The sequence below is a fragment of the Streptomyces lichenis genome, from assembly GCF_023218175.1.
GTDB lineage: Bacteria > Actinomycetota > Actinomycetes > Streptomycetales > Streptomycetaceae > Streptomyces > Streptomyces lichenis.
In genome coordinates this window covers 148764-170143 of the sequence record NZ_JALPTH010000005.1, presented here as the reverse complement: position 1 = coordinate 170143, position 21380 = coordinate 148764, and the positions used below count along the sequence as shown (strand labels likewise).

General features: G+C 69.8%; 22 protein-coding genes and 1 pseudogene. 14 read left to right on the top strand and 9 right to left on the bottom strand.

Annotated features, from left to right (window positions below):
- The first annotated feature begins 2 nt into the window (after window positions 1-2).
- Window positions 3-962: an ABC transporter substrate-binding protein gene (locus M1O15_RS07250; protein WP_248632417.1), complete on the top strand. Its 960-nt coding sequence runs from the start codon at window positions 3-5 to the stop codon at window positions 960-962.
- Window positions 963-1115: 153 nt separating this feature from the next.
- On the top strand, window positions 1116-1301 hold the full coding sequence (locus tag M1O15_RS07245; protein WP_248632416.1) for a hypothetical protein: 186 nt from the start codon (window positions 1116-1118) through the stop codon (window positions 1299-1301).
- A gap of 57 nt (window positions 1302-1358) precedes the next feature.
- Here M1O15_RS07245 and M1O15_RS07240 read toward each other — a convergent pair whose 3' ends face one another.
- From M1O15_RS07240 to M1O15_RS07230, 3 genes are all read right to left on the bottom strand, one after another.
- On the bottom strand, window positions 1359-1697 hold the full coding sequence (locus M1O15_RS07240) for a cold-shock protein (RefSeq protein ID WP_248632415.1): 339 nt from the start codon (window positions 1695-1697) through the stop codon (window positions 1359-1361).
- 131 nt (window positions 1698-1828) lie between these two features.
- Window positions 1829-2047, bottom strand: a complete 219-nt coding sequence (locus M1O15_RS07235; protein ID WP_248632414.1) for a DUF397 domain-containing protein — start codon at window positions 2045-2047, stop codon at window positions 1829-1831.
- Window positions 2048-2083: 36 nt separating this feature from the next.
- On the bottom strand, window positions 2084-3436 hold the full coding sequence (locus tag M1O15_RS07230; RefSeq protein ID WP_248632413.1) for an NsdA family TPR-like regulatory protein: 1353 nt from the start codon (window positions 3434-3436) through the stop codon (window positions 2084-2086).
- A gap of 155 nt (window positions 3437-3591) precedes the next feature.
- Between M1O15_RS07230 and M1O15_RS07225 the strand changes: the two genes are divergently transcribed.
- The 3 genes from M1O15_RS07225 (at window position 3592) to M1O15_RS07215 (ending at window position 5575) form a co-directional block, all read left to right on the top strand.
- Window positions 3592-4056, top strand: coding sequence for an ATP-binding protein (locus M1O15_RS07225; protein ID WP_248632412.1), 465 nt, complete (start codon window positions 3592-3594; stop codon window positions 4054-4056).
- A gap of 65 nt (window positions 4057-4121) precedes the next feature.
- Complete coding sequence (locus tag M1O15_RS07220; protein ID WP_248632411.1) at window positions 4122-4574, top strand: NUDIX domain-containing protein; 453 nt, start codon at window positions 4122-4124, stop codon at window positions 4572-4574.
- 5 nt (window positions 4575-4579) lie between these two features.
- Complete coding sequence (locus M1O15_RS07215; protein ID WP_248632410.1) at window positions 4580-5575, top strand: hypothetical protein; 996 nt, start codon at window positions 4580-4582, stop codon at window positions 5573-5575.
- A gap of 361 nt (window positions 5576-5936) precedes the next feature.
- Here the strand turns inward: M1O15_RS07215 and M1O15_RS31815 are convergent, their stop codons facing one another.
- The 3 genes and pseudogenes from M1O15_RS31815 to M1O15_RS07205 form a co-directional block, all read right to left on the bottom strand.
- Window positions 5937-6719 (bottom strand): HNH endonuclease signature motif containing protein, encoded by a 783-nt coding sequence (locus M1O15_RS31815; RefSeq protein WP_372499374.1) that lies wholly within the window; start codon window positions 6717-6719, stop codon window positions 5937-5939.
- Window positions 6676-7977: an AAA family ATPase gene (locus M1O15_RS07210; protein ID WP_248632409.1), complete on the bottom strand. Its 1302-nt coding sequence runs from the start codon at window positions 7975-7977 to the stop codon at window positions 6676-6678. The genes M1O15_RS31815 and M1O15_RS07210 overlap by 44 nt, the downstream gene beginning before the upstream one ends.
- Window positions 7978-8623: 646 nt before the next feature.
- Window positions 8624-9015, bottom strand: a pseudogene (locus M1O15_RS07205) (NUDIX domain-containing protein).
- Between the two features lie 203 nt (window positions 9016-9218).
- On the opposite strand from M1O15_RS07205, the gene M1O15_RS07200 reads away from it, so the two are divergent.
- The 5 genes from M1O15_RS07200 to M1O15_RS07180 all read left to right on the top strand — a co-directional run bounded on the left by M1O15_RS07200 (window position 9219) and on the right by M1O15_RS07180 (window position 13254).
- Window positions 9219-9674 carry an NUDIX domain-containing protein gene (locus tag M1O15_RS07200; protein WP_248632408.1) on the top strand — a complete coding sequence of 152 codons (456 nt, stop codon included), beginning with the start codon at window positions 9219-9221 and terminating at the stop codon, window positions 9672-9674.
- Window positions 9675-9781: 107 nt separating this feature from the next.
- Window positions 9782-10096: a hypothetical protein gene (locus tag M1O15_RS07195; protein WP_248632407.1), complete on the top strand. Its 315-nt coding sequence runs from the start codon at window positions 9782-9784 to the stop codon at window positions 10094-10096.
- A 448-nt stretch (window positions 10097-10544) separates the two neighbouring features.
- Window positions 10545-11441: a hypothetical protein gene (locus M1O15_RS07190; protein ID WP_248632406.1), complete on the top strand. Its 897-nt coding sequence runs from the start codon at window positions 10545-10547 to the stop codon at window positions 11439-11441.
- A complete protein-coding gene (locus M1O15_RS07185; RefSeq protein WP_248632405.1) occupies window positions 11438-12505 on the top strand; it encodes a helix-turn-helix domain-containing protein in 1068 nt (355 codons plus the stop codon). The genes M1O15_RS07190 and M1O15_RS07185 overlap by 4 nt, the downstream gene beginning before the upstream one ends.
- Window positions 12506-12669: 164 nt before the next feature.
- A complete protein-coding gene (locus M1O15_RS07180) occupies window positions 12670-13254 on the top strand; it encodes an HAD family acid phosphatase (RefSeq protein WP_248632404.1) in 585 nt (194 codons plus the stop codon).
- Window positions 13255-13338: 84 nt separating this feature from the next.
- Here the strand turns inward: M1O15_RS07180 and M1O15_RS07175 are convergent, their stop codons facing one another.
- Window positions 13339-15318: a ricin-type beta-trefoil lectin domain protein gene (locus tag M1O15_RS07175; RefSeq protein ID WP_248632403.1), complete on the bottom strand. Its 1980-nt coding sequence runs from the start codon at window positions 15316-15318 to the stop codon at window positions 13339-13341.
- Window positions 15319-15606: 288 nt separating this feature from the next.
- On the bottom strand, window positions 15607-16137 hold the full coding sequence (locus tag M1O15_RS07170; protein WP_248632402.1) for a DinB family protein: 531 nt from the start codon (window positions 16135-16137) through the stop codon (window positions 15607-15609).
- Window positions 16138-16251: 114 nt separating this feature from the next.
- Between M1O15_RS07170 and M1O15_RS07165 the strand changes: the two genes are divergently transcribed.
- Window positions 16252-17361: a GNAT family N-acetyltransferase gene (locus M1O15_RS07165; RefSeq protein WP_248632401.1), complete on the top strand. Its 1110-nt coding sequence runs from the start codon at window positions 16252-16254 to the stop codon at window positions 17359-17361.
- 371 nt (window positions 17362-17732) lie between these two features.
- On the opposite strand, the gene M1O15_RS07160 is transcribed toward M1O15_RS07165, so the two are convergent.
- Window positions 17733-18263, bottom strand: coding sequence for a carboxymuconolactone decarboxylase family protein (locus M1O15_RS07160; protein ID WP_248632400.1), 531 nt, complete (start codon window positions 18261-18263; stop codon window positions 17733-17735).
- A gap of 47 nt (window positions 18264-18310) precedes the next feature.
- Here M1O15_RS07160 and pdxR point away from each other — a divergent pair, with 47 nt between their 5' ends.
- The 3 genes from pdxR (at window position 18311) to M1O15_RS07145 (ending at window position 21376) form a co-directional block, all read left to right on the top strand.
- Window positions 18311-19732: a MocR-like pyridoxine biosynthesis transcription factor PdxR gene (pdxR, locus tag M1O15_RS07155; protein WP_248632399.1), complete on the top strand. Its 1422-nt coding sequence runs from the start codon at window positions 18311-18313 to the stop codon at window positions 19730-19732.
- Window positions 19733-19894: 162 nt separating this feature from the next.
- Window positions 19895-20170 (top strand): hypothetical protein, encoded by a 276-nt coding sequence (locus M1O15_RS07150; RefSeq protein WP_248632398.1) that lies wholly within the window; start codon window positions 19895-19897, stop codon window positions 20168-20170.
- Window positions 20171-20188: 18 nt separating this feature from the next.
- On the top strand, window positions 20189-21376 hold the full coding sequence (locus tag M1O15_RS07145; RefSeq protein WP_248632397.1) for a glutathionylspermidine synthase family protein: 1188 nt from the start codon (window positions 20189-20191) through the stop codon (window positions 21374-21376).
- The last annotated feature ends 4 nt before the right edge of the window (window positions 21377-21380 follow it).

Sequence of the window (21380 nt, the reverse complement as noted above, 5' to 3'; positions counted from 1 at the left end):
CCATGCCCAGGCGCATTGTCTCCATGGCGGCCGCCGGTCTCCTTCTGCTGGCCACCGGCTGCGGCGCCGCCGACATGACCGTCCAGTCCTCCCCCTTCGCCGCCGCCGAGGGCTCCAAGACGGTGACCCTCTCCCAGCAGTCCTGGGTCGGCGCCCAGGCCAATACGGCCGTCGCCAAGTACCTGCTGGAGCACGAGCTCGGCTACCGGGTGGACACCGTCCAGGTCGACGAGGTCCCTGCCTGGGACGCCCTCAGCCAGGGCCGGGTGGACGCCATCATGGAGGACTGGGGCCACCCCGAGCAGGAGCAGCGCTACATCGAGGACAAGGGCCTGATCACCCGCGGCGGCGACGTGGGCGTCACCGGCCACATCGGCTGGTACGTCCCCACGTACTTCGCCAAGGCCCACCCCGACGTCACCGACTGGCGCAACCTCGACAAGTACGCCGACCAGCTCCGCACCGCCGAGTCCGGCGGCAAGGGCCAGCTCCTGGACGGCTCCCCCTCCTACGTCACCAACGACAAGGCCCTGGTCAAGAACCTGAAGCTGGACTACCAGGTCGTCTTCGCCGGCTCCGAGGCCGCCCAGATCACCCAGATCAAGCAGTTCGCCAAGGAGAAGAAGCCCTTCCTGACCTACTGGTACAAGCCCCAGTGGCTGTTCGAGAAGGTCCCCATGACCGAGGTCAAGCTCCCCGCCTACAAGGAGGGCTGCGACGCCGACCCCGACAAGGTCGCCTGCGCCTACCCGCACACCCCCCTCCAGAAGTTCCTGAACACCGACTTCGCCCAGAACGGCGGCGAAGCAGCTGCTCTGCTCAAGAACTTCCACTGGTCCGAGGAGCACCAGAACGAGGTCTCCCTGATGATCGCCGACCAGAAGCTCTCCCCGGACGAGGCCGCCGAGAAGTGGGTCAAGGCCAACGAGCCGATCTGGCGCAAGTGGCTCCCGAAGAAGTAGCCACCGCCCCCTGACGACGAACGGCCCGTCTCCCGCGCACATCCGCGCCGGGGGGCGGGCCGTCCGCTGTCCATCCCTGCTCCGGCGAGGCCATAGGCTTAACCATGCGCGAGACAGCGACAGGACCGTTCGGATACTCCTACGGTGACGATCATGGCCATGGCCACGGTGGCGCGCCCGCCGCGCCGCAGGCCCGATTCGGACATCGCCCCGGTCCTGTTCCCGGGCACCGCCCGGCCCACCGACCCCGACGACTTCCCACCCGGCTACTGGTCCTGGGCCGCCTTCCCCCCGGCTCCGGACGCGACCTCCGGCAGTGACCCCACATCAAACGGCTGATCTGATCGCGCCGAGACTGCCGGTGCCACCTTTCCGGATGGTCTCCACCCGGAAAGGTCAGGAGTCGAAGGTGATGTCGAGGCAGGACGTGAAGCCCGGCCCCTCGGTGTCCCGGCCGTCCCGAGGCAGCGGTTGCGGATCAGAAGTCCGGATGGACACGGCCCGCCAATGAAACCCGTCCTGTTCGGCTCGCTCTGCGGTGAAGGTGACCGCTTCCCCCACGGTCAGCTCACGAAAGCCCCCGCCCCCGGCCTCGATGAGCGAGTAGTGCGCCCACACCTCCTCGGGAAGAGACGGAGTGCCCAGCACACCCCAGCCTTCCTCCCGGTGCCACGCGCGTACGTGCCCGCTGTGCACCTGCTCAGGAGGCACACCGGACATGGCTCGCTCGGGCACGCTTCCCCTCCATACTCACGATCATCGACCATTCAAGCCGGTACCGTACCGGCGGGCACGCACTGACAGCCCGCCCCTGCATACGCGCAGAGCGCAGATACAAGAGACGGGCCGCAGTCAAGTGGTCGGATCTACCGGGCGCCGCGAAGCCGCCCGTCGGCCACGGCCGCGATGAAGGCGGCCAGGTGGGCGCGGGGGAGGAGCAGCGCGGGCCCATGGGGGTCCTTGCTGTCGCGGACGGCGACGGTGCGGTCATCGAGGATGCCGCACTCGACGCACTGCGCTCCGCTGTCGCTGTACGAGGACTTCCACCAGCTCACGGGAAGGGTGGCGGCGTCGCAGTGGCTCATAACGTCCTGCTCTCTCCTAGTCCGATGGCTCCCCCGTCAAGCAGCCATGGTCAGCTGTCGCACTCGCGCGTCGAAGTCCGCGACGAGCCGGTGCCGACCGAAGGGCCGCATCCGCCTCTGAAGGTCCTGTACCGCTTCCACGCACCGCGACGACTTCACCCGTCCAGCGAGCGTGATCGTCCGAACTCCCGTGCCATGGGCGGCCTCCAGGTCATTCCGCTGCAAGTGCGAGACAGCCAGCGCGGCCTGCGACATCGCTCCCCGGCGGGCCCGCCCCTGACCGGCTGCATGCTCGATCGAGCGGCGGGCGTGCTCCTCGGCCGACTGCGGGTCACCCAGGTCGCGGAAGGTGTTCGCGTGCTCGCCGTGCAGATAGGCCGGGTCGATGAACGCGGCCCAGTCCGGCTCTCCGGCCAGATCGACCCGCTCGTACGCCTTCTCGGAGCGCGCCACCGCCCGCGCGGCCGCCGCCTTCTCTCCGAGCAGCGCCAGTGCCCGCCCCTCCAGGCACCACAGGTCGGCCAGACAGGCGGGAGAGTCCGTGTCCCGCAGACCCTGGCGCCCGGCCTGAGCCAGCCGCCGACCCTCGACCGGGTTCCCGAGCAGCGTGGCCTGGTCCGCCATGCCCGCGAGGACATGCGCACCCAGCGCCGCGTCCCCCGACTCCTCGGCCAGCCGCAACGACTGCACCAAATACCGCTGGGCGACGCTGTGTTCCCCGTTGTCATACGCCATCCAGCCCAGCAGATAGGTCTGCTCGGCCGTCGCTCCGCACAGGGCCCGACGCACCTCCTCGCCGTGGGTACGGCGCAGCAGCGGATAGACGTGCTGGTTCATGTACTCCGCCAGCGCCGGCCGTCCGGAGCCTCCACCCTGGAAGATGTCCATGCGCTGGAACGTGGTGAACATGTTCTTCACTGCGGACACGTCCTCCAGCCGAACCTGCGGGCCCGGCTTCGGCTTCTGGTCGAGCGTGTTGAGCAGCCAGTCCCGCGACGGTCCCACTCCGGCGATGGCCGCGAACGGCGCGGCGGCAAGGAACTTACGTCGATCCACGTCAGCTCTCCCCAGGTCTGCGACGACCTCCACCGTAGCCGCGTACGAGGAGTTGTACACGAGGGCCGCCTCGGCAGCGCCGCCGTCTCCGAGCCCCAAGTCGTAGGTTGTGACGCGGAATCCGAAGTGATCCGAGAACACGGCGGCCAGAACGTCCGGCAACGGGGCTCTCGGAGTCTGGCCTTGGAGCCAGCACCGAATGCGGGTGGCATCCGGTGTGATGTGGGGTTGGCGCCACGCCAGCGCCTTTAATTTCACACGTCGGGCTAATTCACCACGGCTCATCTGCGACCGATCGAGCCACTGTGCGAGCTGTTCGTTCGATGAGGTCATTGCACAGCCTCTTCCGCGTCAGTAGGGGCACGGGAACGACACCCTTCGACACCCCAGGTGACCGTACTGCTCCTGTGCGTGCGGGTGTTGCCTGAACGGAAGAACCGATCGGTCCACTTGGACGGACCGCGCAGCGCACCCTCAAGGGGAACCGCATGAACGAACCGCGACAGGGCACCGTAACCGCCTGCTGTGCACCGCCGCTCGGCCCGCCGCCCATCCTGGTACTGCCAGGCGATCCCGAATCCGCCCAGGCAGCCCGCCAGTTCGCACGCGAGTACGTCGGATACCACCTCCCGGGCGTATCCACCGACCACATCGACACCGTCGTCCTGGTCGCCTGCGAGCTGGTCACCAATGCGATCCGGTACGGCACCGAGCCCGGGGACTCCGTCCGTCTGGTCCTGGATACCGACGAGCGGCGCACCCGCGTCGAGGTGCACGACCCGGTGCGCCGCCATCCCCGCCGAAGGCCCGCCTCCGACGAGCGCGGCCGGGGGCGCGGGCTCGTCATCCTCGACGCCCTCTGCCCCGAGGCCTGGGGCGTGGCCGACATCCCCTTCGGCAAGGCGGTGTGGGCCGAGGTGTCAGCGTGCGCCGACGTGTCGGACGGCAGCTGACGGCGTTGTGCCCAGCATCAGGGGCGGCACCGAACCGCCCCCAACAGACCGAAAGGGTCGGCCCCATGAAGCGACTCGTTGCCCGGCTGTGGCGGCTCATCCGAGGTCCCCTTCAGTGGCGGATCCTCTGGCTCGCCCACGCCAAGTTCATGGTGGGCGTCACCGGGGTCGTCCGTGACGACGCCGGACAGGTCCTGCTGCTCAAACACCGCATGTGGCCCCCGGACCGCCCCTGGGGTCTGCCGACCGGCTACGCGGTCAAGGGCGAGGAGTTCCCGCTGACCATCGTCCGCGAGGTGAAAGAGGAGACCGGCTTGGACGTCAAGCCCGGTCGCCTGGTGAGCCTCAACAGCGGATACCGGCTCCGGGTGGAGGTGGCCTACGAGGCCCTGCACACCGGAGGCGAGCTGAAGATCGACGGATTCGAGATCCTGGAGGCACAGTGGTTCAGCGTGGACTCGCTCCCGGAGGGGATGCAGGACTCCCACCGGCGGCTCATCGAGGACACGTCCTCCTGACCCCGTTGGCGCCCAACGAGACCGTCCTCGGCGAACGGGCCGCCGCCACCCTGGCCGCTCTGCGGTCCGACCCCTCCGCCCTGACGGCGGCCCACCCCGACCACGTCTTCCGTGCCACGGCCGGCCGCCTGCGGCAGTGGCAGGAAGCCGGGGCCGACACGGCGGTGTTCCACAGCGGTCTGTATGCCGCCCGTTGCCGCTACGCCGAGCTCGGCCTGACGCAGATGCTGCCGCTGGACCGCGTACTGGTGGGGGCGGAGTCGTCACGACCGGGAGCGTTCGGCGGCTTCCACCACCCGAACCAGGGCTACCGCCACTTGCAGATGGTCGCGGTCGTCACCATGTACGGCCCCATGGAGGGGGACACCCCCGAAGACGCCGACCAAGCGCTGCTCGACCTGCTGCGCGCGTACGCCCATGACTGCCTGCACTACGGCTCTCGGCGGCGGTACATCGACGTGGCAGGCACCCCGACCCGCACGCAGTACGGCATCAACTTCCGCCGTCTCACCGGGCAGTCCTACTCCGCGGCCGACCCTGAGGGAAGTGGGTACACCCGCAACCTCGGAGTGGTGATGGAGGGCGCCTGCGACCGCGAGGCCCGGCGCATCACCCGCGAGCCGGCGGCCCGAGCCGGCCTTCGCGAACCGGACGACGTGCTGGCACGACTCGCCTTCCGCGACAGCACGGGCGCCCTGACCGAGGAGGACATGGTGGACGGGCCGGAAGCCGACTCCACCTCCGAGGCTGCCCGATACGTCAAAGCTCTCCGCCACTATCAGGCGGCAGTGAACGGCTGCTACGAGACCTTCCTCGGCGAGTTCGCGCCCGGGGAGGAAGAAGACCTTCACGACCTCCTCCTGACCGCCGTGATCAGCGGAGACGTGAAGGGCGTATGCGCCTGGCTCGATGACCGACACGGCCCCGGGACCTTTGCCGGGGCCTTCCAGTCGGGCACCTACTTCGCCCCCGCGCCCGGCCCCTGGGGCGCGACACCGTAGAGCAGTGGCGTTGTCTGTCGACGGGCTGGCGGCTCCACGCGGGCGCTTGACGAGAGCGCCCGCTCATCCCCGCCGTCCGAAGGAAAGTTTTGGTCACAGCGTCGGTCTGTGTACACGTTGGCCCCGACGGCAGGGTCGTCAGCAGCATCTGACCGGCAGCTCCCGCCGGAACGGTCAGCGACGGCCGTGCCGGTGGCTACCAAGGCCGTAGAGGGCGGTAGCGCACTGGGCTGAGTGCCCGGGTAGCTGGATTCTCGCCAATGGCCTCCTCGCGACCCGTGTCGGTCCCTTTCCCCGATACACCCTGGCGTGTACACAGCCCGTGGCGAAATCTACTCCTGGAAGACGGTGATCCCGAGGCCTAGTTCAACATCGCGACTCGCACAAAAGCGCGCCAGCAGCGAGGGAAGTCTTCCTTCATCTGAAGGAACTTATCCTCGGCTGCACCGTCCCGGAGTGCAAACCATGTGGATACACCGTACTCATCTTCTTTGACCTCGCGCATAAGGCCAGCGAGCTGTCTAGGGGAACCATTGGCCTCCAAGACTCGGTTGACTGCCTCATAATAGCGACGAATTATCCGCTTACGGCCTTCAGTGACCGATTCGAAGTTTATACACGAAAGCACGTCAAGCGTAGCCTCACCCATGGGGTCGAAATCATCTTCGACAAAACGAGGGGCCAGGTACCCTGTGGCCGTATCCAAGATCAGATGATCCCACGGATCAACTCGAGTCGGATCGATAATTAGCGGCACCCCCATTGAGTCAATAGGAAATTTCTTCCCTTTCCTTCTATTGCACTCAGGGCAAACCCAAATGAAGTTGGACCACTTGAATGCCTTCGTAAAGTCTACGCCGATCGGGATAAAGTGGTCAACGTCAGCCGAACGGGAGTCGCAGCAGTATAGGCACCTTTGACGTATACCTACCGCAGTTCTCAGGGCATCGATGACAGGTCTACAGTTCGCCGACCTTCGATACTTGTCCCACTCAAGCCTAGCCTTCTCCTGAGAGCTCACTACTCGCTGGCGCCTGAAGAGCTCTTGACGCGCCTGTAGAGGGATTTCCCCCCTGTCGATCTTTCGCACTTCTCTCCGATCAATCAGCGAAAAGAGAAAGTTGTTCCAGCTCTCGCTCTTCATTCTTGCTAAGCTTTCCCGAGAGCTGTTTTGCGCGGAGCCGAGAGTGTTGTCGGTTCGCCATCACAGCTTTGGGTGATCGAGTGTGAGGCATGCCAAAGGCTGGCGAAATGAGAATCTGATCTGGCTTTCCTGCGATTACTCGGTTGAAGTCGTTTTCGTCGAGTCGGAACGGCAGCTCGCCCGATCCCGGCTGAGCCATGTGATAGATGCGACCGCGATCAGCGGCCTGGCACACCAAGGGGCTGTGGGTCGTAACAATGAATTGAACTAGCGGAAAGTGCTTCTTCAGCCAAAAGCCAATCTCCCGCTGCCAGGCCGGGTGCAGGTGCGAGTCGACCTCGTCGATAACTACGACACCGGGGCGATTTACATACGACGACCCATCCTCGCTTTTGGCTGTTAGATCGACTGCTCCATAGACATCTACCATGTGTCGGAAAATGTCGATGAGCATCGCGAGAGCAGACCTATACCCCTCGCTCATGTCCGCAAGAGGCATGTTCCGTCCGGCTGAATCTGTCAACCAAATCCCCTCTGAGTTGACCCCTCGAACCGACACTCCTTGCCGCAAGAAATCGTCGTTTAGAATCTCAAGAAGACCGTCCAGTGCAATCTTCTCAGATTCTTGCTCTTCCAACTTCTTATAGTTGAGTTGCTTCACCCACTGTTCGCACTCGCCGAGTGTCGCATCTTCCTTGAAGAGAGTTGCAAACCGCGGCACACGGCCAGGGATTACCATAAGCCGTTGAGCGTCGGGAGAGCTTCCGTACAGGCGGCGAAATGGTCCGTACCCCAGCGAGAACCATCCGGGAGTGCCAACGGACCAAGGCCCATTGAACGCCCCCTTCTTCTTGTTCCTGTAAACATCAGCTGAAGAGATTGCCCACGATTCGCCTTCCCGCTTGAATTCGATTTCTGCCCAGAACGTATTCTGGACGCGGAACCCACCCTTGGCTGTTCGGTCGAAGTCGTGATGTGGTTTCACTTCGACTGAGATTGACCCGCTATCTTCCCCTTCGGTAACCCATCCACGTAGATCTGGAATAAGAACCCGAGAATCGTCGGGCCCTAGGACGGCCATGCAAATAGACTTTAGAAAAGCGGTTTTCCCTGACCCGTTATCACCAGTTATTACAGCCCAACCCGCATGCTTTCCGTCGTCCCCTGAGAAATCTAGCTCCGCCTCAGTGAACCCCTTGATATTCCTCAGCGCTACTCGCTCTACATACATGCAGCCCCCCAGGGCGTGGATAGGCACGGCCGGTGCGCACTCATGCGGGTAGCATAGACTTGAACTGCGCGTCAGCACCGCCTAAACCGAAGGTTTTCCCGAGACAGTGCGGCGCGGGACGCCTAGCCCGTGAGATCCCGCTCGTGTCGGCTCGCCGGAGTTCCGCGGTCTCCAAGGCTGACCTTGATGTGCCTGTTACCTCGTGATCAAGATCTGTGGTCCGTTTTCCAAGCGGTCGAGACAGGTGGGGCGCGATGATCCGCTGCCGTTGCGGGTCACTCGCCAACTCACTGTTCACCCCACCTCACCTCCCGTGTGCAGTCGACCCACGCATACGTGGAGCGGGCGCGGTGTCGGACCTCCAAGGGGAGCGCCCCTCTGGACAAGGACGGCTCGGCTTGTCCTGGGTCGATGGCGGACGGGACGGAAGTCCCCAGCCCAGCCACCTACGCGCTGGCACCCGTATACGGAGCCCCCATCGTCCCGGAGCCTGAGCGCCCCCGCCGGGGGCTTGTCCGTGAGGGATGCTCCATCGCTCGGTGCCCCGTCCATCAACCCGAACCGTAGGCGGGCCGACTGTGCCCGGGATCGTGGCGGGGCAGAGGGGGGGAGCGCAGGTCCGGGCGACGGGCCGCATGTGCGCGGCGGGTGCCTTGATGAAGTAGGGAAACTCCTACCGCGCGGCGATCAGGTGCTTGCCGTCGTGGCTCCGCACGTGAGGCCCGTTACCGTCCAGGGCATCAAGGAGGCGGATCGCGTGGACCTCGGCCATGCGGTCGGAGACCTGCCGCGGGGCGAGCCAGTCGACCGCGGTCGACTCCTCCGAGGTGCGCTCGGCGCCGCCAGGCGGCTTGCAGCGGAAGAACCAGGGCGACGACTCCGCGCACGGTGTTCTTGTACACCCCGGTCAGCTCGTCCACCTCGTCCCGGATGTCGGTCTCCTCTCAGACCTCGCGAACGACACCCGTGCTCGGGAGAGTCGGCGAGGTCGAGCACGTTGCTCGGGACCTCCCAGGTGCCGTTGTCGGCCCGGCGGGTGGCCAGGAGTCGGCCGTCCTCACGTATAACCAGGCTTGCGACGAACGCAGAGTGGCCTGGCAACAGATGGAGAGCGCGAGTGCTGCCCTTGGCTTTCCCGACGTGAGCTCGTCCAAGCTGATGCCAGTTGTACGGGCGCTCATCGATGTGTCGGACGGCAACTGGCGGCGAGGTGTAATCGGCGGGGCAGCGCTGTGGTGCTCCCGCCGAAACGACCGAGAGGCCATCCCGTGAACCGACTTGTCGCCCGAGTGTGGCGGCTCATCCGAGGACCCCTGCAGTGGCGGATCCTCTGGTTCGCGCATGCCACGTTCATGGTGGGCGTCACCGGGGTGGTGCGGAACGACGAGGGGCAGGTGCTGCTGCTGCGGCACCGGATGTGGGCGCCGGAGCGGCCGTGGGGGCTGCCGACTGGGTTCGCCCGCAGGGGCGAGGAGTTCGGGATGACGGTCGTTCGGGAGGTGAAGGAGGAGACCGGGCTGGATGTGGAGCCCGGGCGGCTGGTGTGGCTGAAGAGCGGCTACCGGCTCCGGGTGGAGGTGGCGTATGAGGCGCGGTATGTGGGCGGGACCTTGAAGCTGGACGACTTCGAGATCCTGGAGGCGCGGTGGTGCGATGTGGACGCGCTGCCGGATGGACTCCAGTTGGTGCATCGGCAGTTGATCGAGGGCGCGGGCGCCGGCTGAACCGTCGGGATATGGATCGGGGCGAAGCCCCCGAAGGCCTCGCTCGTTGGTGATGGCAGACGGATCGATGAGAGGGGAGAGCCGTTGTGGGCATTTGGCACGACAGCGTGAGACGGGCGCAGGAGGAGACCGGCTACCGGGGGCCGGAGGTCGTGCGGACGGTTGAGGGGGTGGGGGAGGCGCTGCGGGTCGATGAACGGGCGCGGTTCTACCGGCAGTTGCTCATGGTCGGGACCGGTGGAGAGTTTGACGGGTTGGTCAACCTGTACTGGCCGCTGGCGGTGATCGAGGTGGCCGAGGACCCGCAGGCCGCCGAGGACTTCGCCGATCTGGCGCTCGCGTACTACTCGATGGCGTGTGGCGAGCTGCCGAGGCGGCACCGGCATGAGTTGGCGATGCGGGAGGTGGGGGAGGCGTCGTGACGCGGGCCCGAGAGGCGGGACGGCAGGTGGCCCCCCAGGTGGGACGGGCGCGTGCCGGCCCTTGCGGGCAGCGGGGCTGGGTAGGCGCCGGCTCGGTGAAGGGCCGGCACGTGCCCGGGCGGTGAAGGTGGGGGGCTTCGCCGTGGAATGACTGTGGCGCAGGGGGAGGGGTTGTTCAAGGGGTGCGGCGGGGGCGGGTTTTCACAGTTATTGGCAATTGGTGTGAAAGTGGTCGGTGTAAGGGGTCGGCGTATAGGGTGAGGGCTTTCCTTCGGCCCATGCCCTTGGCCTGCGTCTTTCCCCGCGCGGGCGGACGGGTGCCCTCCCCCACGCAACCGGAAGAACCATGCCGACCGTTCCGAATCCCCCGGATCCGTCAGATGCCCCATGTATTGCGAATTCCTCTGTATCGGCGAATGGGCTGGGCGAGCGCGGCGATTTCGCCGCCGTGTTCGCGGCCGCCCTGCGAAGACGGGACCTGCCCCTGGAGCGTGTCCGGGACCGGCTGCGGGCGCAGGGGATAACCGTCGGGCTGGCGACGCTGAGCTACTGGCGCAGTGGGCGCAGCCAGCCCGAGCGGCCCGAGTCGCTGCGGGCCGTCGACGCGCTGGAGGGGCTGCTCGACCTGCCGCACGGGACGCTGAGTTCGCTGCTGGCGCCGCGCCGTCCGCGTGGGCGGGCGGCGCGGTACGACCCGGAGGTGCGGCGCCGGGTCTACGCGGACGATCCGTATCTGCGGAAGGCGCTCGGTGACGAGCGGTTCGCGCACTTCAACGAGGGGCTGCAGTCCACGGTCATCCACACGACGGTGACGTTGAACCGGCATCGGGCGGTGTGCGAGCTGGCGACGACCCACGTGGTGAAGGCGCGGCGGAGCGGGGTGTCCCAGCTGAGCGTGGTGGTGGCGATGGACGATCTGGTGCTGCCGGAGGGGGACATCGCCTTCGAGGTGCGGTACGGGGAGTCGGCGCGGGTGACCTGCCTGCCGGAGCTGGGCTGCCTGACGGCGGACATCCTGTTCGGCCGGAGCCTGGTGCGCAACGAGACGGCGGTGGTCGACTACACCGTACGGATGGCCGGGGCGACCACCCCCTCGCACGACTACGAGCGCCGGGTGCCGGCCACCCTGCGCGCCTTTCTGCTGCATGTGCGGTTCGACCCGAGGGCGCTTCCGGCGGTCTGCCGCCCGTACTACCGCGAGCACGTCGGGGCGCCGACGAGGCGCGGGCAGCGGCTGGTGCCGGACGCCTCGCACACCGTGCACCTGGTGCCGGACCGTTGCCTTCCGGGAGTGCACGGGGTCGACTGGGAGTGGCCCGGGCAGGCGTCAGGGGAGGCGGTATGAGCACGCGGTCGGGAACGCCGTCGGGAACGCCGTCGGAGGAGTTGCAGCGGCTGCTGGAGCGGGGGCCGTTCGCGGACGCGCTGCGGGTGGCCATCGCGGAGCGGGGGCTGAGCCTGGGCCGGTTGCGGGACCGGCTGGACCGGTACGGTACGGGGCTGAGCGTCGCCACCCTCAGCTCCTGGCAGTCCGGGCGGCGCCGGCCCGAGCGGCCCGAGTCGCTGCGGGCGCTGCGCCGGCTGGAAGCCGTACTCGGGGTGCCGGAGGACGGGCTGCGGGGGCTGCTGGAGCCGGCCAGGGCGCGGGGGCGCCGTACGTTGACGGAGCGGCTGCCGGCGACGGCGGAGGTGTGGGCCGCCACCCGGCCCGAGGCGGCCGAGGTGCTGGCGCCGTTCGCCGGGTGCGCGGACAGCGGGGCGCTGCGGCGGCTGAGCGTGCACGACCGGGTGCTGGTCGGGCCGGACGGCAGGGCGGGGGAGAAGCACAGCAGGATCGTGCTGCGGGCCGAGGAGGACGGGCCGGACCGGCTGCTGACGGTGATGGACTGGGGGGACGGGCCGAGGAGTCCGGCGTCGGTGAGCCGGGTGCGCAACTGCCGGGTGGGCCGGGTGGCCGGGCACCCGCGTTCCGGGCTGGTCGCCACGGAACTGCTCTTCGAGCGGCCGCTGCGCCGGGGGGAGACCATCCTGGTGGAGTACGTCTGCGTTCGGCCCCGGGGCCCGTTCGGCGATGGCCGGATGGTGGGCGGGGATCGCAGCTCGCGGTACTTCCGGGGGCCGGTGCGCGAATGCGTGCTGGAGGTCTGCTTCCATCCTGCCGCGCTCCCGGTCCGGTGCCGGCAGCTCACCACCCGTCTCGGGGAGGTGGTGCCCAAGGCCGTACGGGACCTGGAACTCAACGCGTCCGGCCGCGTACACGCCATTGGTCTGGACTTCGGCCCCGGCAAATTCGGCATCTCCTGGCATATGGCGGATCCGGGAGGATCTGTGGAATCGAGGCCCGTGGCGGCAGCGATGTCCGGCGCCGCGCGTCAAAACTGTGAATCCTTGTCGCGGTCGGACGGGTGACACTTTCTGTTACCGCGTTGCTAGCGTCGTCTCGCACACTCCATCGCAGCGCCTCGTCGGGATCTCGTCCGGGATTCCGTCCGACGAGGCCTCCCCCTCTGCCTCTTTCCCGGCCGGTGTCGCAGGACGCGGGCGCGGGAAGCGAAATGGAAAGTGACGACGACATGAGTACGAAGATCGGGAAGGCGGCTGCCTCGGCGGCCGGACTGCTCGCCCTCTGCCTGGCCGCCGCCCCGGCCACCGCCTCCGCCGCCACCGGCTCCGCCGCGGCCAAGCTGCCGAGCTACGAGACCTGGCAGGCCGACGTCCGCAAGGTCATGGACCCCTCGGTGCCGTACCTCGACGAGCGGGTGCGGCAGGGCGGTTCGAAGCTGGCGGTCGTGCTGGACATCGACAACACCTCGCTGGAGACCGAGTACCACCCCGGCGCCCCCAACAAGCCGGTGCTGGAGTTCGCCAAGGCCGCCGCCGGCCACGGGGTGCCGATCCTGATCGCCACCGCCCGCAAGGAGAGCGGCAAGGCCTCGGCGCTCTCCGCGCTGAAGAAGGCGGGCTACCCGGCCATCACCGCGATCTGCCTGAAGAAGAACGAATCCCACGCGGTGGACGTGAAGATCCGGTGCCGCAAGCAGTTCGTCTCCGAGGGCTACACGCTCATCGCCAACGTGGGCAACCGGCCCGGCGACCTGGAGTACAAGAACTACGAGCGGGGCTTCAAGCTGCCGGACTACGACGAGCAGCTGTCCTGAGGCGCTGCTCCGCGAGTGGGGCCCGGACCGGCTGCCTGCGCAACCGGTCCGGACCCCGGGCCTGTTCACCTCGTGGCTACGACGTCACTGCTCGACCGTCCAACGCTGCCGCGCCTCGTCGTCGCACCCGCGGACCGTCACGTAGTGCGCCTCCTTCAGCGGTGGCACCATGCACAGACCCGTAGCCGTGTTGCGCAGGCGCAGAGTGCCGTCGCCGTAGGTCTCCGCCACCCAGCGGCGGCCCGTGCCGTCGTTCACGCTGTTGCCGGTGCCGCAGTCGCCCAGCACGGCGGCCGTGCCCTCTCCGGCGTCCTCGCTGTCCAGGACGTCGGCGCACTTGCCGCTGTCCTCTCCCTTGAGCCGTGCGATGTTGTCGCCCTCGCCCGCGTACTCGATGTCCCATCGCTCGCTCTGGTCCCGGCCGTGGACGGTCAGTGGGGTGTCGTCGCCGGTGGCATCGTCCTTGGCGGCCAGGTAGAGGCCGTTCGACGCGCGCAGCCGGACCCTGCTCTCACCGGTCTCCCACACGCTGTCGGGCACCGCGCGGGAGGAGTCCACCCACTGCTGGCGGCGGCTGTCGCCACACGGCATCGCCAGAACGGCATCCCCCTGGCCCGCACCGGTCAGGCACAGCGCCGGGTTGGCGGAGTTGTGCCAGCGCAGCGCGCCGTCAGGGGCACCCAGGTCCTCGGAGTGCCACTGGGCTTCGGGTGCGTCACACGAGCGGAGCGTGACGACCAGCTGAAGCCACGGGCTCAGGCCGGGGCACCCGGTGGGCGCCGCCTCCTGGGCGGCGGCACCGCGGGCACCGGAAGCGGCGGCGGCACCGCGGGCACCGGAAGCGGCGGCGGCACCGCGGGCACCGGAAGCGGCGGTGGCAGCGCGGGCACCGGAAGCGCCGTCGGGGCTCTGGCCGACGCGGAAGCGGTACCAGTGTCCCCGTACGGTCTCCATACGGAACCGCTGCCGGTCGTTGTACCGATCCGCCGTGGTGGTCACCCTGCCGTCGGTCGATGCGTTCATCACCCACCCGGTCCCGGCGTTCTCCAGGGCGGAGGAGAAGGCGTGCGCCTCGCCGTCGGGCGCGGCCGGCACCGGAGTGGGGGCCGGTTCGAACTGGACGGGGTAGTGGTCCGGGCCGCGCCCCGAGGGGATGTCCGCGTTGTGGCGGCCCAGGCCGTGGGTGATCGCGTAGTCGATCTCGGAACCGTTCTGGTGGGTGGCGCGGTTCGGCCGGACCAGCAGCTCGTCGTCGCGCAGGTGGAGGCTCCGGTTCCGGGCCTCCTCGTCGGTGCGGTTGCGGATGTCGAGGTTGAAGTCACCGAACATGACCCACCGCTCGCCGGGGCGGGTCGCGTCGCGGATGCCCTGGAGCAGGCCGCCGACGTCGGAGCCGCGTGCGTGCACGTTGTAGTAGAAGGTGTCACCGATCCGCACTCCCAGGGCGCGACGGAATCGGTAGGCGTTGTTGGTCTCGCTCGGGTTGTACAGCGGGTTCTCGATGACACGGACCTCGGTCGCGGGTTCATGGGTGACCACCGCGAGGTTGACCCGGCCGCCCACCCAGCGGTCCTGTCCCGTCTCCCGGCTGTGCCGCGGGTCGGTCTGGAGGTAGTAGACGTGCCGAGGAGGGTTGGCACTGCGGCGTCCGTACTGCCACTGCGAGTGGTTGACGAAGCGCGGCAGGCCGGCGGGGCGCGTCACATCGGGAGGGATGGGGATCGACTCGGACTGGGTGCCGCGCGCTTCGGTGGGCGGACCGCTGCCGACCTCCTGGAGGGCGATGACTTCGTGATGCTCCGTGAGCGGGCCGACTTCGCCCGTCCAGCGGATTCCCCCGTTGGAACCCTCCATGTTGTTCGTGGCGAACGGCAGGCTGTCATCGGCCTGACGCGCCGTCCCCGACGGCTTGCCGTCCGCCGCCCGCGCCGGGTGACCGCCGGGGCCGGGCGCGGCACCGACCAGCAGGCCGACGGTCAGCAGCGCGGAGGTGAGGGTCGCCGCCAACCGCGACCTGCGCGGTCCGGAGCGGGACGTGGGGCGGGGGCGTGGCGCTAAGTGCATTGCTGGGTCTCCTCACGTGAGGATGCGGGATCGGGTGGCACAGGGACGACCTCCGTCCGCCGGCACCGCACCGCAGCGGAAGCGCTCCGTCCGGTGGGCGGTGGGTGAGGTGTCCTGTGCGCGTTTCCGAGCGTGTGGGCCGATCCGTCCCACCCGCCAGGGAAACCGGTCATCCCGGGACGCTGGAACGCCGGGACAGGCGGTGAGCAGGGGCGACACGGTCGCCCTGGAACAGCGGAATGGGACGCCCCTTGGAGATCAGCGCCGCCGGTTCCCCCCGGAAGGCCCTCACACCCCGACCGCCCCGTCGACGCCCTCGCGCAGCAGATCGGCGTGCCCGTTGTGCCGGGCGTACTCGTGGATCATGTGCAGCATCACCCAGCGCAGCGAGACCTCGCAGCCGTACCGCTTGTTCTCGCCGGTGACGTCCAGCGAGGGCGCGGCGTCCTCGATACGGCGGGACTCCGCGACCTCGGCCTGCCAGGCGGTGAACGCCTCCGGACCGGTCGAGCCCTCCGGGTCGTAGGCCCGCTGGTAGTCCCCCTCCGGCGACCAGACCAGCGGCAGCTCCGCCTCGCCCGCCATGGTCCGGCGGAACCAGGCCCGCTCCACCTCCGCCATGTGCCGCACCAGGCCCAGCAGCGACAGCGTGGACGGCGGCATGGTGCGGCGCCGCAGCTCCTCGTCGCCGAGGCCCGCGCACTTCATGGCCAGGGTGGCCCGGTGGTAGTCCAGGTACGCGCGGAGCGTCTCGCGCTCGCCGCCGGTCAGCGGCGGGCCCACCCGGTCGACGCGGGCGAAGGAGTCGGAGCCGGACATGCGTAGGTCCTTCCGGGGAGGGGTGATCACCGTCCCGACCAGGATCACCGATCAGCCGCACGGCGCAAGGGAATTCAGTGGCCGAGACCATGCCCGGCCCCTAGGGTCACGGCCATGGCGATCATGGGTGAGTGGGCGGATGACGTGGACGTGGCGGTGGCTGTCACCGTGGAGGCGCTGAGCGCGGTCGCGGGCGGGGGCGGGGATGGCGAGCAGGAGTGGGCGGAGGCGGCGCACGGGCTGGAGTGGAGCTGCCGGAAGACGGCCGTGCACATCGCGAGCGACTTCGCGGGCTACGCCACCCAGTTGACCGGGCGCTCGGCCGAGGGGTACGCGCCCTACGAGATCGTCGCCAGGCCCGGCACCGACGCGCGGGGGCTGGTCCGGATCGTCGGGGCCACCGGCGGGCTGCTCTCCGCCGTGGTCCGCACCACCCCCGCCGACGTCCGGGCCTGGCACCCCTACGGTGACGCCGGTCCGGACGGGTTCGCCGCGATGGGCATCCTGGAGGCGCTGCTGCACACCCATGACATCGTCACCGCGCTCACCGGCACCGGCTGGCGGCCGCCGGCCGGGCGGTGCGAGCGGATCGTGGACCGGGTCCTGGACCGGCTGTTCCCGCACGCCCACCGTCCGGCCGGTGCCGACCCGTGGACGGTGCTGCTGCACGCCACCGGCCGCGCGGAGGCCGGGGACGGCACCGCCCGGCCGTCCGTCTGGCGCTGGTACGCGGACCCGGTCCGCTCCGAGCGGCTGCTGCTCTGCGAGATCTCGCCGCCCGACGGCGCCGATCTGCACGGCGGCGGCAGCGGCGGGTTCCACTGGGCCGAGGGCGGCCCGGAGGAGGGGACGCGGTTCGCCGGCGGGATGGTGGTCAAGGCCTACGAGGACGGCTCGTACCGGCCGGGCTGGGGCTCGTACGCCATCGTCCGCGCCGAGGACGGCCGCGCGGTCGGCGGGGTGGGCTTCCACGCCGCGCCCGACCAGGAGGGGGCGGTGGAGATCGGCTACGACGTGGTGGCCTCCGCCCGGGGCCGGGGCTACGCCGCCGAGGCGCTGGCCGCCCTGGTCCGCCGGGCGCTCACCGACCCGGCGGTCCGGCTGGTGCGGGCCACCGTGGACCACCCCAACGCCGCCTCCCACGCGGTCGTCGCCCGCGCCGGCTTCCAGCGGGTGTCCGCCGACGCGGAGAACGTACGGTACGAGCTGCGGCCGGCGGAGTAGCCCCGGCGACCGTGCCCGTGAGCCGGGCGGCACGCGGGTGTACGGGCCGGGGCCGCCGGGCGCACAACGGGCGGAGCCCCGAACCCCCGGCGGACCCCCGTCCCTCCGGGCCGGGACCCCGGCCGATCTCCGTCCCCGGCGGCGGCACACCCGGCCCGCCCGCGCCTCTGGGGCGTACGGCGGCAAGCGCGACCGTCAGGTACACGCGGCCCCCCGGGCCCGGGACCCGGCCGCCTCAGCCCCCCCCGCGGCGCACTCGGCCCGCCTCCGGGCCGGGATCCGACCGCCTCAGCCCCCCCGGCGGGGCAGAAGACGGGCCCGGTCCGCCCGACCGTCCCCGCTCCCCCCCGATCGGCCCGGGGCAGCCCACCTCAGCCGTTCTTGTACTGCCCCGGGGTGTAGTGGCCCGGGACCATTCGGCAGGTCACCGCGAAACGGTTCCAGGCGTTGATCACGTTGATGGCCGCGATCAGCTGCGCCAGCTCCGGCTCGGTAAACTCCTTGGCGGCCTTCTCGAAGACCTCGTCCGGCACGAAGCCGTCGGTGAGCACCGTGATCGCCTCGGTCAGCTCCAGCGCGGCGACCTCCTTGGCGGTGTAGAAGTGCCGGGACTCCTCCCAGGCGCTCAGCTGGATGATCCGGTCCACCGACTCCCCGGCGGCCAGCGCGTCCTTGGTGTGCATGTCCAGGCAGTAGGCGCAGTGGTTCAGCTGCGAGGCGCGGATCTTCACCAGCTCCAGCAGGACCGGGTCCACGCCCTTACGGGCCGCCGCGTCCAGCCGGACCATCGCCTTGTAGACCTCCGGGGCGTGCTGCGCCCACGCCAGCCGGGCGGTGTGCTCGGGGAGCTTGCCGTTGTCGCCCTGCGCGCCGTTGTCGTCCTGTGCGGTGTTCGTCGTCATGGTCATGAGCCTAGGTGCGGTGTGGCACAGGGGTATGGTCCATTTCCATGACGGAATCCTGGGCCACTTTCGGGACCGACCTCCACCTCGACCTGGGCGGGGCGGGGCTCCGCTCGGGGTTGATGAACGCGCTCCGGGAGGCCGTACGCACCGGGCGGCTGGCGCCCGGGACCCGGCTGCCCTCGTCCCGTACGCTCGCCGCCGACCTCGGCGTGGCCCGCAACACCGTCGCCGACGCCTACGCGGAGCTGGTCGCCGAGGGCTGGCTCACCGCGCGCCAGGGCTCCGGCACCCGGGTCGCCCAGCGTGCCGTCCCGCTCACCGGCCGCCGCGCCGCCGTCGGCAGCCGCCCGCCCGGCGCCACCCGGCTGACCCACACCCCGGCGCGCCGCCCACCCGCCCACGACCTGCACCCGGGCACCCCCGACCTGGGCTCCTTCCCGCGCGCCGCATGGCTGAAGGCGGCCCGGCGGGCCCTGAACGCCGCGCCCAACGAGGCCTTCGGCTACAACGACCCCCGGGGCCGGATCGAGCTGCGCACCGCGCTCGCCGACTATCTGGCCCGCGCCCGCGGGGTGCACGCCGACCCGGACCGGGTCGTGGTCTGCTCCGGCTTCGTGCACGGGCTGCGGCTGCTGGCCAGGGTGCTGGCCGACCGGCGGGTCCGGGAGGTGGCCGTGGAGTCGTACGGGCTGGACGTCCACTGGGAGCTGCTGACCGGCGCCGGGCTGCGCACCCCCGCCCTCCCGTACGACGAGCACGGCACCCGCACCGGCGAACTGGCCCGCCAGGGCGCCCTGCTGATCACCCCGGCGCACCAGTTCCCGCTGGGCGGCGCGCTGCCCCCGGACCGGCGGGCGGCCGCGGTGGACTGGGCCCGGGCCGAGGGCGCGCTGATCCTGGAGGACGACTACGACGGCGAGTTCCGCTACGACCGGCAGGCGGTCGGCGCCCTCCAGGGCCTCGACCCCGAGCGGGTGGTCTATCTGGGCACCGCCAGCAAGTCGCTCGCGCCCGGGGTGCGGCTGGGCTGGATGGTGCTCCCGCAGGGGCTGATCGGCGAGGTGCTGGCCGCCAAGGGGTGGTCGGACTGGGCCGGCGGCGCGATCGACCAGCTCACCCTGGCCGAGTTCATCACCTCCGGGGCGTACGACCGGCACATCCGGGGCCGCCGGCTGCGCTACCGCCGCCGCCGCGACCAGCTGGTCGCCGCCCTCGCCGAACGCGCCCCGGACATCCGGGTCAGCGGCATCGCGGCCGGGCTGCACGCGGTGCTGGACCTCCCGCCCGGCACCGAGGCCTCGGTCGTCCAGGCCGCCTCGTACCAGGGGCTTGCCGTCCAGGGCCTGAGCCGCTTCCGCCACCCCGCGGTGCCGCACGACCGGGAGGGCCTGGTCGTCGGCTACGCCACCCCCACCGACAGCGCCTGGTCCGGCGCCCTGGAGGCGCTCTGCCGGGCGCTGCCCTGAGAAACGGGTGGCGCGGGGTGTGTGAAGGGCCGCCGGGCGAGCAGACGGATTCGGCGGAGCCGGGACCGGGCTTACGGGGGCGGTGGGCCGCCCTCTAGGGTGTGCGGACGGCCGGAACGGCACGGGGGCCGGACGCGCCACAACGGGGAGGGACGGACTGCGATGCGCAGGCTGAGGTCGAGCACGGTGGTACTGGGCAGCATGGGGCTGATGGCGGTGGCCCTCACCTCCTGCGGCTCCGAGCCGGACAAGCGCTGCGCCGACCGGCAGACGCGCAAGGAGCTCTCCCGCGAGGACTGCGACGACGGCGGCAGCGGCAGCCGGGGCGCGTACTACTACGGCGGCTCCAGCAGCAAGGGCAAGGTGTCCGGCGGCAGTTTCGACAAGGCGGCCGTGGACCGCGGCGGCTTCGGCTGCTCCGGGTCCGGCGGCGGCTGAGCCCGGACCAGCCGACCCATGAAGCGCCACACCATCGAGCCGCGCCCCGGCTGGCAGCAGACCGTCGAGGAGCAGGGCTGCGTCTACCCGCTCACCCGCTACCCGGACGGCTCGCTGCGCCCGTACTGGGACGAGAGCGCCTACTACGTCTTCTCGCTGCCCGAGGTCGAGGCGCTGGAGGAGGTCGTCGAGGAGCTGCACACCATGTGCCTGGCCGCGGCCGCGCACATCGTGGAGAAGGAGCGGTTCGCCGACCTCGGCATCACCGAGCCCCGACTGGTCCGCCTGATCGCCGAGGCCTGGCGCCGCCGCGCCGAACTGCCGTCCGTATACGGGCGGTTCGACCTGCGCTATGACGGCACCGGCCCGGCCAAGATGCTGGAGTACAACGCGGACACCCCCACCTCCCTGGTGGAGGCGGCCAGTCCGCAATGGTTCTGGATGGAGGAGCGCTTCCCCGGCGCCGACCAGTGGAACTCGCTGCACGAGCGGCTGGTCGAGGCCTGGCGCCGGCAGAAGCACCTGCTGCCGCCCGGGCCGGTGCACTTCGCGCACAGCGACGGCGACGAGCTGGGCGAGGACCTGATGACGGTCGCGTATCTGCGCGAGACCGCCGAGCAGGCCGGGCTGGAGACCGAGGCGCTGTCGGTGGAGCGGATCGGCTTCGACCGGATCACCGGGCGCTTCGTGGACGAGAAGCTGCGCTTCATCCGCAGCTGCTTCAAGCTCTACCCCTGGGAGTGGCTGACCACCGACCGGTTCGGCCCGCATGTCCTCGCCACCCTCGACAACGGCGGCGGCACCGGCTCCACCTGCTGGATCGAGCCGGTCTGGAAGATGCTGCTCTCCAACAAGGCGCTACTGGCGATCCTCTGGGAGCTGTACCCGGGCCACCCCAACCTGCTGCCCGCCTATCTGGACGGCCCACGAGAGCTGGCCGATCCCGGCGGCCCCGGGTACGTGGCCAAGCCGCTGCTGGGCCGCGAGGGCGCCGGGGTCACCGTGCACGGGCCCGGTGAGGCCCCGGCCGTACGGGACGAGCCCTGCTGCTACCAGGAGCTGGCCCCGCTGCCCGACTTCGACGGCAACCGGACGGTGCTCGGCGCCTGGGTGGTTGAGGACGAGGCCGCCGGGCTCGGCATCCGGGAGTCGGCCGACCTGGTCACCGACGAGTACGCCCGCTTCCTGCCGCACGTCATCCTCTGACCCG